Here is a 17,998-nt window from a genome sequence, read left to right on the forward strand (position 1 = left end):
TGCGGGGGAAAACACTCACTCGTCCGCGGCTGTGGCCCCATATAGCGGTCCGCAGGCTGGTTTCGACACTGCGAGAGGTGATCATGGCCGAGTCCGCGCAGTCACGGTTGGCGGCGCGTCCGGGAGGAACGGGCCCTACGAACGTCCTGACGTCCTATGACCCGCGCACCGGCGAGGTCGTGGGCAACTACGCCGTGATGACCGCGAGCGAACTGCATCGCGCGGTGCGCGCGGCCCGCTCCGCCGAAAAGTGGTGGGCCGAACTCGGATTCAGCAGTCGCAAGCGGTGGCTGCTGGACTGGAAACGCGAGATCGCCCGGCGCTCGGGCGAATTGGTCGCCCTGCTGTGCGAGGAGACCGGGAAGCCGGTGGCCGACGCCGCGATCGAGGTGATGCTCGCGGTGGAGGATCTGGACTGGGCCGCCCGCAACGCGGGCCGCGCGCTGGGCCGGCGGCGCATCGGTTCCAACTGGCTCACCCGCAATCAGCGCGCCTCGGTCGGCTATCTGCCGCTGGGCGTCGTCGGAGTGCTCGGTCCGTGGAACAACCCGGTGTTCACCCCGATGGGTTCGATCGCCTACGCGATGGCGGCGGGCAACGCCGTGGTGTTCAAGCCGCACGAGCTGACCACCGGCGTCGGCGTGTGGCTGGCCGACAGCTGGGCGCGGCTCGCGCCGAACCAGCCGGTGTTGCAAGTGGTCACGGGAGACAAGGCCACCGGGACCGCGCTGTGCCGGGCGAAGGTCGACAAGATCGCCTACGCCGGTTCCGAGGCGGGCGCGCGCGAGGTGATCTCGGTGTGCGCGCAGACCATGACGCCGGTCGTCGTCGAGCGCAGCGGCAAAGGCAGCATGGTCGTGCACGTCGACGCGAAGCTGGACGACGCCGCCGAGGCCGCCGTCTTCGGCGCGATGGCCAACGCCGGGCAGAACGCCACCGGCATCCAGCGGGCCTACGTCGCCCAGTCGGTCTACGACCGCTTCCTGGACCTGGTCGCGGCCCAGGCGCGCAAGTTGCGGCCCGGCGCGGACCGGAAGGCGTCCTACGGCCCGATGATCATGGAGTCACAGATCGAGGTGGTGCGCAGGCAGGTGCGCGACGCGGTGGCCCGCGGCGGCCGCGCGGTGGTCGGCGGGCTCGACTCCATCCGCGATCCCTACATCGAGCCGATCGTGCTGGCCGAGGTGCCGGAGGAGAGCATCGCGATCACCGGCGAGGGCATCGGCCCGGTGCTGATCGTGAACAAGGTGGCGAGCATGGACGAGGCCGCCGAGCGGATCAACGCCGTGGGCACCGACGTCGCCGTGTCCGTGTTCACCAGGGACGTGCACGAGATCGAGGCTTTCGCCGAGCAACTGCGCGTCGGGGTGGTGACCATCAACTCCTCCACCGCCTACGCCGGCATCCCCGCGCTGCCCTTCGGCGGTGTGGGCGAATACGGCCAGGGCCACAGCCACGGCGACCAGGGGCTGCGGGAGTTCAGCCGGACCCTGGCCATCACACGCAAGCGGTACCAGGCGCCGGTGAACCTGTCCACGTTCGATCGGCACCCCCGCCACCTCCGCCTGGCCAGGACGTTCTTCCGAATCCGGCACGGCCGCCGCCCCTGAGCGGACTTCGGCGTACCTCCGCCTTCGCTGCGGCCGTACTCGAGTCGAGGTTGTCCTAGCACCCAGCAGGCGCTGAGCTATACGCGGGTCAATCGCGGTCGTGGTGCGGCTGTGCCTGTTCGGCGAGCAGCACCGCGTCCATGAGCGCGGTCACCCGGGCCAATTGCGCGGGGCGGGAATCGAATCGGATCAGTCTGCCCACATCGATCACCTGGCTGATGGCGGCGTGTACCCGGAAGCGCGCTTCCACCGGGTCGCCGTCGAGCAGGTTGGCCCACTCCAGCACGTTCTGCCGCTGGATGGCGCGCAGCTTGTGCTGCTCGGCCTGCGGCAGATTGCCGAACTCGGCGTAGTACACCGCCATGATCTCGGGCATGGCGAAACTCAGTTTGGCGTAGCGCTCGGCCACATTCCGCGCGGCGTCCGCCCGGCTCGTCGCTTCGGCCAGCGCCTCGGTGATCGCGATGGCCAGCCGGTCGCCGGTGCGGTGGAAGGCCGCGGCGAGCAGGTCGGCCTTGCTCGCGAAGTACCGGTACACGCTGGAGGCGTTGATGCCGACGGCGGCGCCGATCTCCTCGATGCTCGCCTCGTGGTAGCCCTGCCTGCCGAAGATCCGGATGGCCTCGGTGAGCAACTGTTCGCGCTTGGAGGTCACCGGAATGCCGCGCACGGGCGGGCCCGGATCGGGTTCCGCGGGCGCGGGAGGCAGCTCGGTGCGCAGGATGGCCCAGGACATCTGATGCAACAGCGGAAGCAGCCTGGCGCTCGACAGCGCGGTGCGGTGCGCGGCGATGCTGGCGATCGCGCTGAGCACGCCCGCGGCCAGCATCGCGACGTCCGCGGGCGCCGCCTCCGGGCGCAGCAGCGCGATCGGGGCGGCGAGGGTGTTGTTCAGGTCGTCGTAGATCTTCTTGATCCGGACGCGGTCGTCGCGCTCGAGGTAGCGGCGCTCCCAGCGGTAGAGCCCGGCCTCGCGGCGGATCTCGACGGTGTGCTCGCTGATCGCGCGGATCAGCGCGTCCGCGCGCCGCTCCGGGTCCAGCCGGGCATCGTCGGCCCCCTCTGCCACGCTCAACAGGTGCCGAGCACCCTCCTCGGCGGCGGCGACCAGCAGCGCGTATTTGTTCGTGAAATGCCGGTAGAGGGCGGGACCGGAGATGCCGACCTCCGCGGCGATCTCATCGACGCCGACCGGGTAGTAGCCGCGTTCGCTGAACGCGCGCGCGGCCGCCCGGATGATCTGCACCTTGCGGTCCTTCGGACGTCGGCGCACCGAAGGCGCGCCCGCTGCGCTCGCCCGCCTGCCCGGTTCGGGGCGCGCGGGAGCGAGATCGATCTCGCTGCGATCCGCGACCATGCACCTCTCCGTTCTCCGGCGGCGCTGGTTGACAGCGCCCGTCACTGGACCCTAAGTTAACCACAATTCGCAAAGTTAACCACTATTCACGGCCTGGTGCCCGCCGAATTGCAGCTTAGGAGCAAACGTGAGCAACAACGATTCCGCGGCCCCGGCCGCCGCGTCCACCGCGAAGTTCACCGCGGTCCAGGACGGCAAGGTGCTGCGGATCACGATCACCAACCCCAAGCGGAAGAACGCCATCGACTACGACACCATGGTCGCGCTCGGCGACGCCTTCCGCGCTGCGGCGGACGACCGCGCGGTGCGGGCGATCGTACTGACCGGCGAAGGCGGCGATTTCTGCACGGGCGCCGATCTGTCCGCGAGCGCGGACGAGGCGCAGCGGGGCATCACCTCGGACATGGTGATGGACGCGGCGAACCGGCTGGTGCGCGCCATCGTCGACGCGCCGGTCCCGGTGATCGTGCGGATCCGGGGCGCCGCCGCCGGCGTCGGCGTCGGCATCGCGCTGGCCGCCGACCTGGTCTACGCGAGCGAGGACTCCTACCTGCTGCTGGCCTTCATCAACATCGGCCTGATGCCGGACGGCGGGGCCGCCGCGCTGGTGGCCGCGGCCGCGGGCCGTCCGCTGGCGGCGCGGATGGCGCTGCTCGGCGAACGGCTGCCCGCCCGGGAGGCCGCGGCCGCCGGTCTGTTCACCGCCGTCGTGCCCGACGACGAACTCGACGCCACCGTGGAGGCCGGGGTACAGAAGATCGCCACGGGTCCGCGCCGCGCGCTCGAACTCACCAAGCAGGCGCTGAACCAGGCCACGCTGGCCTCGCTGGACGCGGCGCTGGCCGCCGAGAAGGCGGGACAGACCGAGCTGCTGCGCTCCGCCGATTTCATCGAAGGCGCCACCGCGATGCTCACCAAGCGCAAGGCCGTCTTCGCCGACTGATCGGCCCGCCGGAACGTAGCGACCGGCAGGCGACTATGTTCATCGGCTATGACTTACCTGGTTACCGGGGCAACTGGGTTCATCGGTCGTTTTCTCATCCCTGAGCTCCTGAAACGCGAGGGTGACATCCACGTGCTGGTGCGGCCGGGCGACGCCTCGGCCGACCGGTTCGCCTGCTGCGCGCAGGAATGGGCCGGCGGCGACCGCGTCCGCTTGGTGCGCGGCGATCTCGGCGCCCCGGGCCTTGGCATCGATCCCACCTGGCTGGCCCGGCATCGCGGCGCCATCGAGCACGTCTTCCATCTGGCCGCGGGCTACGACCTGACCGCGCGCGGCGGCGGGACCAGGAACCTGGTCGACGTCGCCGAGGAACTGGACGCCGGCCTGCTGCACCACGTCTCGACCGTGGAGGTGGCCGGGTCCAGCGAGGGCCTGTTCACCGAGGACATGTTCGATCACGGCCAGACGCTGGCCACCCCGGCGCAGCGCGCGAAGTTCGAGGCCGAGCGGATCGTGCGGGAATCGTCGCTTCGCTGGCGCGTGTACCGGCCATCGATCGTGATCGGGCATTCCAGGACCGGCGAGATCGACCGGATCGACGGCCCGTACTACTTCTTCCGCCTGCTGCGCATGGGCGCCCAGCTGCCGAGGCTGCTGCCGGTGCTGGTGCCCAAACTGGGCGAGACCAACATGGTTCCGGTGGATTTCGTGGCCCGAGCCCTCGATCACATCGCGCATCGCGCCGGCTCGGACAAGATCGCCTATCACTTGGTCGATCCGCGCAGGCAGAGCGCGGTCGACGCGCTGAACCTGTTCGCGGACGAGGCGGGCGCGCCGCACCTGGTCGAGGTGATGCCCAAGCGCACCTTGGACATGATGTTGCGGGTCCCCGGCGCGAACTGGCTGCTGCCGAGGGTCGGCGTGCCACTGGACGTGCTGGAGCACAGCGAATTCGCCTGCTGGTTCGACTGCAGGCACACCAGCGCGGCCTTGGCGGGCACCGACATCAGAGTGCCGCCGCTGGAGGCCTACGCGCCGCGGATCTGGAAGTACTGGATCGAGAACTGGGTCTGACCGGCGCGCGTCACCGGGCTGGCTATCGCCCGGTGACGGTGAGATAGATCAGGGCGGCGTTGAGCACGGAGATGATCGCGGCGACCCCCCAGGCCAGCGCGGTGGTCACGCGGTGGTTGACGTCCGCGCCCATCAGCGTGCGGTCACTGGTGAAGCGCACCAGGGGAATCAGCGCGAACGGGATGCCGAACGACAGCACCACTTGGGAGATGATCAGCGCGCGGGTCGGGTCGATGCCGAGCGCGAGGACCGCGATGGCCGGGATCAACGTGATCAGCCTGCGCGTGATCAGCGGAATCCGCTTGTGCAGCAGGCCCTGCATGATCATCGCGCCCGCGTAGGCGCCGACCGACGTGGAGGCAAGGCCGGAGGCGAGCAGGCCGATCGCGAGCAGCAGCGCGGCGGCCGGGCCGAGCACGTCGCCGACGGCCGCGTGCGCGTCCTCGATGGTCTCGACGTCTCGCCCGCGCAGGGTGTTGGCCGCCATCAGCAGCATGGCCAGGTTCACCGTGCCCGCCAGGATCATGGCCAGCCCGACGTCGACCTTGGTGATCCGCAGCAGCCTGGCGCGCAGCGGGCCGGCCTCCGGTTGCCCGTGCCGGTCGCGGGCCAGGCCGGAGTGCAGGTAGACCGCGTGCGGCATGACCGTCGCTCCGATCATGGCGGCGGCGAGCAGGACGCTCTCGGTGCCCTGGAAGCGCGGCAGGAGACCGCCCGCCGCGTCGGCGGCCGACGGCGGGGCGATGACCACGCTGGCCAGGAATCCGATCGCGATGATCGCGAGCATCCCGGTGATCACCCGCTCGAACGGTTGCTGGCCGCGGCGGTCCTGCACCAGCAGCAGGCCCATCGACACCGCTCCCGTGATCACGCCGCCCACCAGCAATGGCAGGCCGAACAGCAGGTGCAGCGCGATGGCGCCGCCCACCACCTCGGCCAGGTCGGTGGCGATCGCGACCGTCTCCGCCTGACCCCAGTACGCCAGCCGGACCGGGCCGCTCGCTTTCGCGCGCACCGCTTCGGGCAGCGACCACCCGGTGACCAGGCCGAGCTTGGCCGAGAGGTACTGCACCAGCCCCGCCATCACGTTGGCCAGAACGATGACCCAGACCAGGAGATAACCGAACTGCGCGCCCGCACTGATATTCGACGCGACGTTTCCGGGATCGACGTACGCGATGGCCGCGACGAACGCCGGGCCGAGCAGGACCGTCGCGGCCCGCGCGCGCTCGGTGACGGACTTGGTCTGTTCAGCCAGCGTAATACCCACGAACTAGATTTTACGGCCTCCCGAACTTTTTGTGACGGTTACCCCACAAAGACGACCGCCTGGTCCCCGCGACAGCGGAGACCAGGCGGTCGGTGAAAGCGGGCCGGGCGTCCCGGCTCACATCGATCAGATACCGAGACCCCTCGCGAGCACGGGCCACGACCGCTGGAACTCGTCGCGCCAGTAGCCCCACGAGTGGGTGCCCGAGTCGCGGAAGTTGTAGGTGGCCGGGATGCCGAGTTCGTCCAGCCGGTTCTTCAGGTTGTGCGTGCAGTAGTTGGTGCCCGCCTCGATCACGCCGCCGATGACGATCTGGTTGGCCAGACCGTAGGCGCCGGGAAGGGCGTACTGACCATTGAGCGTGTCGTACTGGCCGGGCAGGCCGTTGCCGGTGGAGATGTAGAGGTCCAGCCCGCGCAGCCCCTCGGCGTTCACGTACGGGTCGTTGGCCACCCACTCCGGCGAGCCTTCCGGACCCCACATGTTGTCGGTGTTGCCACCGCCCCAGGTCTCGACGGTCAGCTTGACGAACTCGGAGCCGACCGGGTCACTGGTCTGCGCGCAGCCGCTGTAGGCCGCGGCGGCCTTGTACAGGCCCTTCTTGGCGATCGGCAGCGCGAGCACCGTGGTGCCCGAGGTGGACAGGCCCGCGATGGCGTTCACGCCGTTGGTGCCGAGCGCGCCGTCGACCAGCGGGGGCAGCTCCTCGGTGAAGAAGGTCTTCCACTTGTTGCGGCCGAGCACCGGGTCGTCCTTGATCCAGTCGGTGTAGTAGCTCCACTTGCCGCCGATCGGCTGGATCACGTTGACGTTCTTGTCCGACAGGAACTGCAGCGCGTCGGTCTTCGCCTGCCACGAGGCCTCGTCCTCGCCGCCACCCGCGCCGTTGAGCAGGTACAGCGTCGGACGCGGCACCGAGGCGTCGGCCGGACGCTGGACGTCGATGATGACCTTCTCGTCCATCGCCGCCGAGTACACGTACAGCCGGATGCTGCGCGCGTCCTTGTACTCGGCCTTGGTGATACGCGAACCGTCCGGGGCGACCGGGTCGGCCAGCAGACTCTTGGAATCGATGATGGGATCAGCTGTCGCGCTGGACGCGCCGAGACCGGTCATCATTCCCGCGAGCACCGCGGTTGCCGCGATCGCGGCCGCGGCCCGCAGGCCACCGCGCCGGCTCTGTCGACGTATCAATTTCGCACCTTCGCTTCGTCTCGAGATTCGCTCTGCATGCCCCACACGCCGGATGGATGTCAAGGCATCCGCCCGACCATACGGCCTATGTAGTCGTCACAACAGTGGACTTCGTTACCGCACCGTTGCCCATCATGCCCGACCGGTGTCGATCCGATCATGACCGCCCCATATTCCGTGTCGCTTCCCACCCCGGGGGATCGAGCAACTCGGACAATCGAGGCCCGATCTGGGCGAGCGCCTCCGGCGATGTCATCTGATCGTGCGAGACATTGACGGGATGATCGTCCACCCGGCCGTGCACATAGGGTTGCCAGCCGGACGCCGCGGTGTCGTGTCCGGCCGCGCTGAAGTAGTCCAACCGGCCGCGGTAGACCTCGGGCCGATGCTCGGCGATCAACTCGGCCGAGCGCACCGCGCTGCGGTAGATCCGGCGCACCCGGTCGGGGGTGAGCACCGCCATGTCCGGCGGGATGGTGGCGTGCAGCGCCGCCAGCGCGTCCTCGCTCAGATCGTGGATGTCGCCCTCGCCGGGCAGCAGAGCGTCCGCGCCGATACCGAGTTCGGCCAGCGCCTCGCGGATCGCCGCCCTGAAGTCCGTGACATCGATGTCGGGGTGGCTGTCGAGCATGGTCAGCAGGCCGATCTCCTCGCCGGCGGCTTGCAACTCGGTCGCCACCGCGTGCGCCAGCACACCGCCGAGTGACCAGCCGAGCAGGCGGTAGGGCCCGTGCGGCTGCACCGCCCGGATCTCGGCCACATAGCGGTGCGCCATCTCGGCCAGCGAGCGCGGCAGGTAGCCCTCCTCGGTGAGCGCGGGCGACTGCAGGCCGAAGATCGGCGTGCTCGCGGGCACGTAGCGCGCCAGGCCCGCGTAGCACCACGACAGCCCGTACATCGGATGCAGGCAGAACAGCGGCTCGGCGGCGGCCACGTCGTGCGGCACCATGGTGCGGATCGGCAGCAGGACGCCGAGCGCGGCGTTGGAGTCCTGGTCGTAGTCGTGGTCGTCGGCGAGCGCGGCCATGATCCTGGCCGCCAGCGCGGCGGGGGTCGGATCGGTGAAGAACCACTGCACCCGCACCTCGGCGCCGGTGAGCGTGCGCAGCCTGCTGACCGCGCGTGTGGCGACCAGCGAGGTACCGCCGAGGTCGAAGAAGTCGTCGTCCATCCCGACCCGCTGCCCGACGCCGAGTTCGAGCACCTCGTCGAACACTTCGAGCACGGTCCGCTCCAGCGGCGTGCCCGGCGCGCGGTACGGACGCGTCACCAGCCGCGGTTCCGGCAGCGCCTTGCGGTCGAGTTTGCCGCTGGCGTTGAGCGGAAGCTCGGCGAGCGTGACGACCGCCGACGGCACCATGTACGACGGCAGCGCGGCGCGGGCGTGCAGCAGCAGCGCGGCTTCGTCGATGGGCTGCCCCGGCGCGACGACGACGTAGGCGGCCAGCCGGTCGCCGGAGCCGCCACGCACCACCGCGACCGCGGCGTGCCGCACCTGCGGATGACTCGCCAGCACGGCCTCGATCTCACCGAGTTCGACGCGCTGGCCGCGCAGTTTGACCTGGAAGTCGCGGCGGCCGAGGTATTCCAGGACGCCGTCGCGCCAGCGCACGATGTCGCCGGTGCGATACAGCCGCGCGCCGCCCGCGTGGGCGACGAAACGCTCGGCGGTCAGGGCCGGGGCCCCGAGATAGCCGCGCGCCAACTGCACACCCGCGACATACAACTCGCCCGCCGCGCCCGGCGGCACCGGCAGCAACTGCCGGTCGAGCACGTGCACCCGGGTGTTGGCCACCGGCACCCCGATCGGGACCGCCACCGCGGCGTCGCCGCGCACGGGGTGGCCGGTGACCACGGTGGCCTCGGCGGGACCGTACCAATTGATCAGCTCGGCGTCCGGCGCGGTCGCGGCGAACCTCGCCGCGGTCTCCCCGGACAGCGCCTCGCCCGCCGCGAATACCCGGCGCAGCGACGGGTACCCCACGGTCGCGTTGGCGACCGGGTCCAGGAACGCGTCCAGCATCGACGGCACGAAATGCACCGTGGTCACGGCGTTCGCGACGATGACGCGGGCCAGATAGGCCGGGTCGCGATGCCCGTCGGGCGCGGCGATCACGATCGACGCCCCGGTCTGCAAGGGCCAGAACAACTCCCAGACGGAGATGTCGAAGGTGATCGGCGTCTTGTGCAGCACCACGTCCCGGCCGTCGTGCGGGTAGGCCGACTGCGCCCAGCGGAACTGGTTCACCATCTGCCGGTGCGTGATCATCACACCCTTGGGCCTGCCGGTGGAGCCGGAGGTGTGGATGACGTAGGCGACGGTGTCCGGGTGCACGTCCTCCTGGGGCCACGGGCCTTCGAACGGCGGCAGATACAGCGTGTCCACCGCGATCACCGGCACACCGGTCGCGGTGTCGAACGCGTCCGCGGTGGTGGTCAGGACGCAGATCGGAGCGGTGCCGCCGAGGACGTACTCGTTGCGTTCGGCCGGATGGTCCGGATCGATCGGAACGTAACCGCCACCGGCCCGCAGCACCGCGTGGATCGCCACGACCAGGTCGATGCCGCGTCGCATGGCCACGGCGACCAGCGTCTCCGGGCCGACGCCCCAGCGCATCAGCTCCACGGCCATGGACCGGACGCGCGAGTCGAACTCGGCGTAGCTGAGCGTAGTGTCGCCGAAGCGCACCGCGGGCGCGTCCGGTGTGCGCGCCACCTGCGCGGCGAACAGCGCGGGCAAGGTCGTGCCGTCGAGCAGTTCCGGCATGTCGGTGGCGTTGCGCGTGGCCAGCTCGGCGCGCTCGTCGTCCAGCAGCACGTCGATCTCGCCGACGCGCGCCTGCGGTGTGGTCACGAAGCGGCCGATCAGCGCCGAGAGCCGCTGGGTGAGCGCGAGCGCCGCCGGTTCGGCGGTCACATCGCGCAGGTACTTCACCGAGACGCGCAATTGGTTGTCCAGCACCACCATCACCGTGAACGGGTAGTGGGTGCCGTTGACCGCGCCGACGCCGGTGACACTCATACCGTCGATGGCGCCCGCCCGGTCCAGGCCCTCCCGGTCCACCGGGAACGACTCGAACACGACGAGCGAATCGAACAGCCCCTCCACGCCAACGGCTTCCTGGATGTCGCTCAGTCCCAGATAGTGGTAGTCCAGCAGCGCGGCTTGCTCGGCCTGTAGCTGCCGCAGCAGCCCGGCGAGCGTGCCGGTCGGGTCGAGCCGCACCCGCACCGGGATCGCGTTGAGGAACAGGCCGACCATCGCCTCGACGCCGTCCAACTGTGGCGGCCTGCCGGACACGGTGGCGCCGAAGACCACGTCGTCACGGTCGACGATGCGGCCGATCAGCAATCCCCACGCGGCCTGCACCACGGTGTTCACCGTGACGCCGAGACCGGACGCGAGCCGGGTCAGCGCGGCGGTGTCGGCCGGGGACAGCTCGAACCCGACTTCGCCGACCCCCGCGGCGATCTCACGGCCCGGGTCGACCGGAGCCAGCGGCGTCGGCTCGGTGACACCGGCCAGCGCGGCGCGCCACGCGGAACGGGCCGCCTCCGCGTCCTGCGCCACCAGCCACGCCAGATAGTCGCGGTAGGACCGCACCGGGGGCAGGTGCCGGGAATTGGCGCCGAACGCGTACAGGGTGAGCAGGTCCTTCATCAACAGCGGCATGGACCAGCCGTCGACGAGGATGTGGTGGCTGGTCACCAGCAGGTGGTAGCGGGCGGCGGCAGAGCGGATCAGCGCGAACCGCAGCAGCGGCGCGGTGCGCATGTCGAAGTGGTCGGCCAGATCGGCCGTCTTGATCCGTTCCAGTTCGGTCGCGGCCGCAGCCTGTTCCAGATGGCTCAGATCGATCAGCCGCCACGGCACTTCCAGCGCGTCCTGCACGATCTGCACGGGCTTGCCCTCGCTGTCGTCGGCGAACGCGACGCGCAGGTTGTCGTGCCGGTCCAGCACCGCCTGCGCGGCCGCGTGCATCCGGCGCGCGTCCACCGCGCCGCCGAGATCGAGCACGAACTGGGTGGTGTAGACGTCCACCGAGTGCTCCGCGAGCAGGGCGTGGAACAGCATGCCCGATTGCAGCGGGGTGAGCGGCCACGCGTCGGACAGGTCGGGGTATGCGCGGGTGAACCGGTCGATGTCGGGCTGCTTGAGCCGCACCAGCGGGAAGTCGGAGGGGGTGTAGCCACCCGCGTCCGGGCGCAGGCCGTGTTCGGCGAGGCCGCCGAGCGCGCGAATCCAGTGCTCGGCGAAGGTTTTCGCGTCCTCGCCGCGGAATGCGGCGGCGGCGAAGTCGAACCGGGCGAGCAGTCCGTCGTCGGTGGCGTCGACGGTCAGCACCAGCAGCAGGTCGTCGGCCGGGATGTCGGTGTGCACGCGGGCCGGACGCAGATCCCGGTAGCGCAGCGCGAACCGGCCGCGGCCGAGGCGGCGCAGTTCGGCGGCGGTCTCGGCGTTGAGGTGGCGCAACAGGCCGTAGCCGACACCGCGCGACGGCACCGATCGCCGCAGTTCCTTGATCTGCGCGATCGCCGTGCCCGCCGCTGGCCCGCCGATCAGGGCCTCGTCGATGTCGATCCGGCTCAAGCGCAGCGGCAACGGATATTCGGTGACGAAGCCGCCCACCGTGCTCGCCGCGTCGGCGTCGGTGGCCGCGCGACCGTCGGCGCAGAGCCGGACGACCGAACCGATGGCGCGCGTGACGGTCTCGCCCGCGGAGGTCTGCAACGCCAGCGCCAGCGCGGTGAGCAGGATGTCGTCGACCCCGGCATGGTAGGCCTCGGCCGCCGCGGCGACGGCCGCCGCGCCCTCGGCGGTGATGGTGAGCGACACCCGGCTGCGGGCGCGCAGGTCACGTCCCTCGGTGCCCGACCCCTCCGGGACAGAGCCGAGCGCCAGCCGCCACCAATCCATTTCGGCGACGGTGGCCGGATCGTGCGCCTTCGCCGCGAGGGCGCGGATGAGCGCGCCGAGGCCGGATTCGGCGCTCGCGGGCGCGGCGTGGCGCGACCGCTCCCACCCCGCGGTCAGCTGGTCGACGACCGCACGCCAGGAGACGTCGTCGACGACGAGGCTGCTGGCCACGACGATCAGCGTGGAGCGGGCCTCGGGACCGCCGGTGAGCACGAAGTAGATGTTGCGGCCCTGCTCGGGGTCGAGGGCGGCCGCGGCCGCCTGAACCACGTCATCGATGGGCAGCGACGTCTCGCCGCGCTGCGGATCCAGCCTGCGGAACGCCTCGCCGGTGCGTTCGGCGGCGGCGGGGACGCGCAGCACGGGCGTGCCGTCGTCGCTGTGCTCCACCCGCACCCACAACATCGGATGCTGCTCGAGCACCGCGGCCACCGCGTCGTGCACGGCCTCCGCGGAGCAGGTCTCGGGGACATCGATGGCGACGGCCCGCACTTCGATGCCGTCGTCCAGCATCCGCGCGGCGTGCGGCGTCAGCGGTAGCTCGCCTGCCTCGTCACCGGGGCCGCCCGCCACCACGGCGGCGCGGGCCAGCGCGGCGACGGTCCGATGCTCGAAGACGTCCCGTGGCGCGAAGTTCACGCCGCGAGCGCGCGAGCGGGAGACCACCTGGATGGACACGATGCTGTCGCCGCCGAGGGCGAAGAAGTCGTCGTCCACGCCGACCCGTTCGATGCCGAGCACCTCGCCGATCACCTCGGCGATCACCAGTTCGGCCGGAGTCGACGGCGTGCGATAGGGGCGGGTGCCCGGTTCCGGCGCCGGCAGCGCCTTGCGGTCCAGTTTGCCGACGGGTGTGAGGGGGATCGCGTCGAGCACGACGATCGCCGCCGGAACCATGTACTCCGGCAGGGTGCGTGCGATCCGCTCGGTCAGCACGGCCGGGTCGGCCGTCGCGCCGTCGGAGGGCAGCACGTAGGAGACCAGCATGGTGGCGCCGGACGCGGTGTCGCGGCCGAGCGTCACGGCGAAGCCGACTTCGGGCTGGGCGGTGAGCGCGGCGTCGATCTCGCCGAGTTCGATGCGGAACCCGCGCACCTTGACCTGGAAGTCGTTGCGGCCCATGTACTCCAGCACCGGCGCGCCGTTGGTCCGGCGCCAGCGCACCAGGTCGCCGGTGCGGTAGAGCCGCTCGCCTGGCACGCCGCACGGGTCGGCCACGAAGCGGGCGGCGGTGAGCGCGGAGCGGGCATGGTAGCCGCGCGCGAGCTGGATGCCGCCCAGATACAGTTCGCCCGTGACGCCCTCGGGCACCGGGCGCAGCCTGCTGTCGAGCACCAGCGACCGCGTGCCGCGGATCGGTCCGCCGATCGTGACCGGTTCGCCGGGCCGCAGCGGGTCGCTGATGTTGGTCATGATGGTGGTCTCGGTCGGCCCGTAACCATTGTGGAAGGCGCGCTCCGTGGCGGTCGTCCACTTGGCCGCCAGATCGGCGGGCACCGCTTCACCGCCCGCCACGACGGTCCGCGTTCCCGGCAGCGCGTCCGGGTCGAGCGAGGCGAGCACCGATGGCGTGAGGAAGGCGTGCGTGACGCCTCCGGCGCGGGTCAGCTCGGCCAGTTCCGCTCCGCCGAAGGTCAGCGGCGGCGCCACCACGAGCCCGCCCGCGCCGCCCAGGGCGAGCAGCAGCTCGAGCATCGACGCGTCGAACGACGGCGAGGCGAAGGCCAGGGCGCGGGTGGACCGGTCGAGCCGGTAGCGCTCCACCTGCTCGGCGTTGAAATTGGCCAGGCCGGCGTGGGTGACCACGACGCCCTTCGGCACGCCGGTGGAGCCGGAGGTGTAGATCACGTACGCGGCGTTGCTCGCGTACAGCGGTCCGCGCAGTTCGTCGGGGCGCAACGGCTGGTCCGAGCGCACGGCGACGTCGAGGGTGAAGTCGTGATCGTCCAAGGCGAGCCAGCCGCCGGAGAGGGCTGGCAGGCTGCCCAGTTCGGCGGTGAGCGTCACGCCGAGCGCCGCGCCGGAGTCGGCGACCATGTGCGCGATGCGGTCGGCCGGGTACGCCGGGTCGATCGGGACGAACGCCGCCCCTGTCTTGGTCACCGACCACAGGGCCAGCACGTATTCCACCGAACGACGGATCGCGATGGCGACCAGCGCGTCCGGTCCAGCGCCTCGGTCGATCAGCGCCCGCGCCAGCTGCGCGGAGGCGGCGTCGAGTTCGGCGTAGCTGAAGGTGCGGTCGTCCGCGATGACGGCGATACCGGCCGGATTCGCGGCGACGGCGGCGGCCATCAGGTCGGGCAGCGTGCGCGGCGCCACGGCGGGTGCGCCGGTACGGGTGACCAGGTCCGCGCGCTCCGAGTCGTCCAGGATCTCCAGATCGCCGACGGCGGTGTCCGGGCGCAGGACGATCGCGGACAGGATGCGACGGAACCTGCGGCCGAACTCGACCACGGTCTGTTCGTCGAAGAGGTCACGGGCATAGGTGAATTCGGCGGCGAGACCGGCTTCCGCGCCGGACTCCGTGCGCTGCTCGCGCACGGTCAGCAGCAGGTCGAACTTGGCCGTGTCGGCGGCCGGATCCAACGCGGTGCAGCTCAGGCCGGGTAGCTCGAAGCCGGTCGCGGATAGGTTCTCGAACGACAGCGCCACCTGGAACAGCGGATGGCGACCGGCCGAACGCTCCGGGGCGAGCGCCTCGACCAGCCGCTCGAACGGGATGTCGGCGTTGGCGAAGGCGCGCAGATCGGTTTCCCGCGTGCGTGCCAGCAGATCGGTGAAGCCGAGACCGGGCGTGACCCTGGTGCGCAGCACCAGCGTGTTGACGAACATGCCGATCAGGTCGTCCAGTTCGGCTTCGCCGCGGCCCGCGACGGGCGTGCCGATCGCGATGTCCTCGGTGCCGGACAGCCGCGCCGACAGCACCGCGAACGCGGCGTGCACCACCATGAACAGCGTGGCGTTGTGCCGCCGCGCGAGCTCGGTCAGCGCGGCGTGCACGTCGGCGTCCACGACGAAATCGGTTCTGCCGCCGGAGAAGGACTGGGCGGGCGGACGCGGGCGGTCCGCGGGGAGGTTCAGCTCGGCGGGCAGGTCGGCGAGTTCGGTCGTCCAGTAGGCCAGTTGGGCACCCGCGAGCGATTCGGGGTCGTCGTCGGCGCCGAGCGTGTCGCGCTGCCACAGCGCGTAGTCGGCGTACTGGATGGGCAGCGGCGCCCACGACGGCTCCTGCCCGCCGCCGCGCGCGGCGTAGGCCAGCATCAGATCGCGGGTGAGCGGGCCCATCGACCAGCCGTCGGCGCTGATGTGGTGCGCGACGAAGACCAGCACGTATTCGGTGCCCGAGAGCTGGAACAGCTTCGCGCGGAACGGCACGTCGACGGTCACGTCGAAACCGGCGGCGACGATCCGCTGCACCTCGCCGGCGACGTGCTCGTCACCGATCTGCGCCGGCGTCAGATCCACCGGGACCTCGTGCGGCGCCAGCACCTGCTGCACCGGGCCGTCCGGCGTCTGCGGGTAGATCGTGCGCAGGGTCTCGTGCCGGGCGACGAGGTCGGCGACGGCGTGCCGCAACGCGTCCACATCCAGCTCGCCGGACAGACGGATGGCGGCGGGGATGTTGTAGACCGAGGCCGAGGTGTCGAACTGGTTGAGGAACCACATGCGCTGCTGCGCGAACGACAGCGGAATGCGTTCGGGACGCGGCCCGGCGACGAGCGGAAGGCGCTTACGTTCACCGGTGCCGCGTTCGACCTTGATGGCGAGTGCGGCGACGGTGGAGGCTTCGAACAGCACACGCACCGGCACACGAGCATCCAGCGCAGCGCCGATACGCGCCGCGACCTGCGTCGCCAACAACGAATTACCACCGAGGGCGAAGAAATCGTCATCCGCGCCGACACGCTCCACACCGAGCACCTCGGCGAACACGTGCGCCACGATCTCCTCGATCGGCGTCGACGGCGCACGGAACGCCTGAACCTCGAACTCAGGCTCCGGCAACGCCTTACGATCCAGCTTGCCATTGACATTCAACGGCAACGCATCCAACACCACGAACGCCGACGGCACCATGTACGACGGCAACCCAGCAGCCAGCTCCGACTTCACCCGCGCCACATCGACACCGGCCTCGGCATCACTGGGCACCAGGTAGGCCACCAAACGATCACCGGTCTTCGGATCCGACTTCGCGATCACCGCCGTCTGCGCGATCTCGGGCAGTGCGAGCAGCGCGGCTTCGATCTCACCGAGCTCGATACGGAAACCACGGATCTTCACCTGGAAATCCGTACGACCCCGGTATTCCAGCTCACCGGTGCTAGTCCACGCAACAAGGTCACCGGTGCGGTACATCCGCTCACCCGGCTGGAACGGGTTCGCCACGAACCGATCAGCGGTCAGATCCGCACGACCGAAGTAGCCGCGCGCCAACTGCGCACCAGCGAGGTACAACTCGCCGGAGACACCCACCGGAACCGGACGCAAACGCCCATCCAGCACAAACACCCGACTGTTCCACTCCGGCACACCGATCGGCACCGACATCTCATCAGCCACCGTCACCCGATGGCTGGTGATCGACACCGCTGCCTCGGTCGGACCATACAAATTGAACAACTCGGTACGCGGATAGTCGCGTAGGAACCGCTGCGCCAGCGCACCGGATAGGGACTCACCGATCGCCAGCACCCGCCGCGGCGACCAGTCCTCCGCGGTGGGCCGGTGCGCCAGCAGCGCCTCCAGCATCGATGGCACCGCGTGCAGGGTGGTAACCGATTCCCGCGCCACAAGTTCGTTGAGGTACGCGGGATCCCGATGACCGTCCGGGGCAGCGATCACCAGGCGACCACCGCAGACCACGGCCGACCAGAACTCCCACACCGACAAGTCGAACGTCGCCGCCGTCTTCAACAGCACCGAGTCGTCCTGCGTCAGCGCGAACTCGGCCGCCTTCCAGAGCAATTGGTTCACGACCGCCGCGTGCGGCACCGCGACGCCCTTCGGGCGGCCGGTCGAACCGGAGGTGAAGATGACGTAGGCCGTGTTCTCCGGCCGCAGGGGTACGACCCGCTCGGAGTCGGTGAGCGGCACGCTCGCGACCGCGGTCAGCTCGAGATCCTCCAGTCGCACCACCGGCGCGACGTCGGTGTCGAAGTCCGACTCCGTATTGCTCAGCACACACACCGGGGCGGCGACGGAGAGGATGTAGTCGGTTCGCTCCGCGGCTTGGTCCGGATCGACCGGGACGTAGGCTCCGCCGGCCTCGGCCACCGCGTACATCGCTACGACCAGGTCCACCGATCGGCGGAAGGCGAGCGCGACTCGGGTTTCGGGGCCGACGCCCACCGAGATCAGATACCGGGCGAGGCGGTTGACCCGCGCGGCGAGTTCGGCGTAGCTCAGCTCGGCGCGTTCGCCGCCGGGTAGGTCCGCGACCAGCGCGACCGCGCCCGGGGTCGCCGCGGCGGTCCGGCGCAGCAGCGATCCCAGTGTGGCGGGCTCCACGGAATGGGTGGTGTCGTTCCACGCGGTGAGCACGTCGGTGCGCTCGTCGTCGCCGAGAATGTCGATATCACCGACCGGGATGGTGGGATCGGTGACTACGGCGGTGAGGATGCGGGAG

At 70.4% G+C, this 17,998-nt stretch carries 7 protein-coding genes; 3 read left to right on the forward strand and 4 right to left on the reverse strand.

Annotated features, from left to right (window positions below; genetic code table 11):
* Positions 1–83: 83 nt before the first annotated feature.
* The gene (locus NB3_RS24705; protein ID WP_067808133.1) at positions 84–1,610 is read left to right on the forward strand and encodes an aldehyde dehydrogenase family protein; all 1,527 of its coding nucleotides are present in this window, start codon (positions 84–86) and stop codon (positions 1,608–1,610) included.
* Positions 1,611–1,698: 88 nt separating this feature from the next.
* Here NB3_RS24705 and NB3_RS24710 read toward each other — a convergent pair whose 3' ends face one another.
* Entirely contained in the window at positions 1,699–2,967 is a 1,269-nt protein-coding gene (locus tag NB3_RS24710; RefSeq protein WP_067808111.1) for a TetR/AcrR family transcriptional regulator, read from the reverse strand.
* Positions 2,968–3,094: 127 nt separating this feature from the next.
* Here NB3_RS24710 and NB3_RS24715 point away from each other — a divergent pair, with 127 nt between their 5' ends.
* Complete coding sequence (locus NB3_RS24715; RefSeq protein WP_067808115.1) at positions 3,095–3,910, forward strand: enoyl-CoA hydratase-related protein; 816 nt, start codon at positions 3,095–3,097, stop codon at positions 3,908–3,910.
* Between the two features lie 48 nt (positions 3,911–3,958).
* Positions 3,959–4,984 (forward strand): SDR family oxidoreductase, encoded by a 1,026-nt coding sequence (locus NB3_RS24720; RefSeq protein ID WP_067808117.1) that lies wholly within the window; start codon positions 3,959–3,961, stop codon positions 4,982–4,984.
* A 22-nt stretch (positions 4,985–5,006) separates the two neighbouring features.
* Here NB3_RS24720 and NB3_RS24725 read toward each other — a convergent pair whose 3' ends face one another.
* The 3 genes from NB3_RS24725 to NB3_RS24735 all read right to left on the reverse strand — a co-directional run.
* Positions 5,007–6,248, reverse strand: coding sequence for an Nramp family divalent metal transporter (locus NB3_RS24725; protein ID WP_067808135.1), 1,242 nt, complete (start codon positions 6,246–6,248; stop codon positions 5,007–5,009).
* A gap of 132 nt (positions 6,249–6,380) precedes the next feature.
* A complete protein-coding gene (locus NB3_RS24730) occupies positions 6,381–7,370 on the reverse strand; it encodes an alpha/beta hydrolase (protein ID WP_067808138.1) in 990 nt (329 codons plus the stop codon).
* A 235-nt stretch (positions 7,371–7,605) separates the two neighbouring features.
* Positions 7,606–17,998: non-ribosomal peptide synthetase (locus NB3_RS24735; RefSeq protein ID WP_157111990.1), on the reverse strand; the 10,393-nt coding region annotated here is incomplete at its 5' end.

This window comes from Nocardia beijingensis NBRC 16342 (genome assembly GCF_001612785.1).
Classification (GTDB): Bacteria; Actinomycetota; Actinomycetes; order Mycobacteriales; family Mycobacteriaceae; genus Nocardia; species Nocardia beijingensis.

Coding starts and splice junctions, on each gene's coding strand:
- NB3_RS24705 (WP_067808133.1), top strand. CDS start 84: ATGGCCGAGTCCGCGCAGTCACGGTTGGCGGCGCGTCCGGGAGGAACG.
- NB3_RS24710 (WP_067808111.1), bottom strand. CDS start 2,967: ATGGTCGCGGATCGCAGCGAGATCGATCTCGCTCCCGCGCGCCCCGAA.
- NB3_RS24720 (WP_067808117.1), top strand. CDS start 3,959: ATGACTTACCTGGTTACCGGGGCAACTGGGTTCATCGGTCGTTTTCTC.
- NB3_RS24730 (WP_067808138.1), bottom strand. CDS start 7,370: ATGACCGGTCTCGGCGCGTCCAGCGCGACAGCTGATCCCATCATCGAT.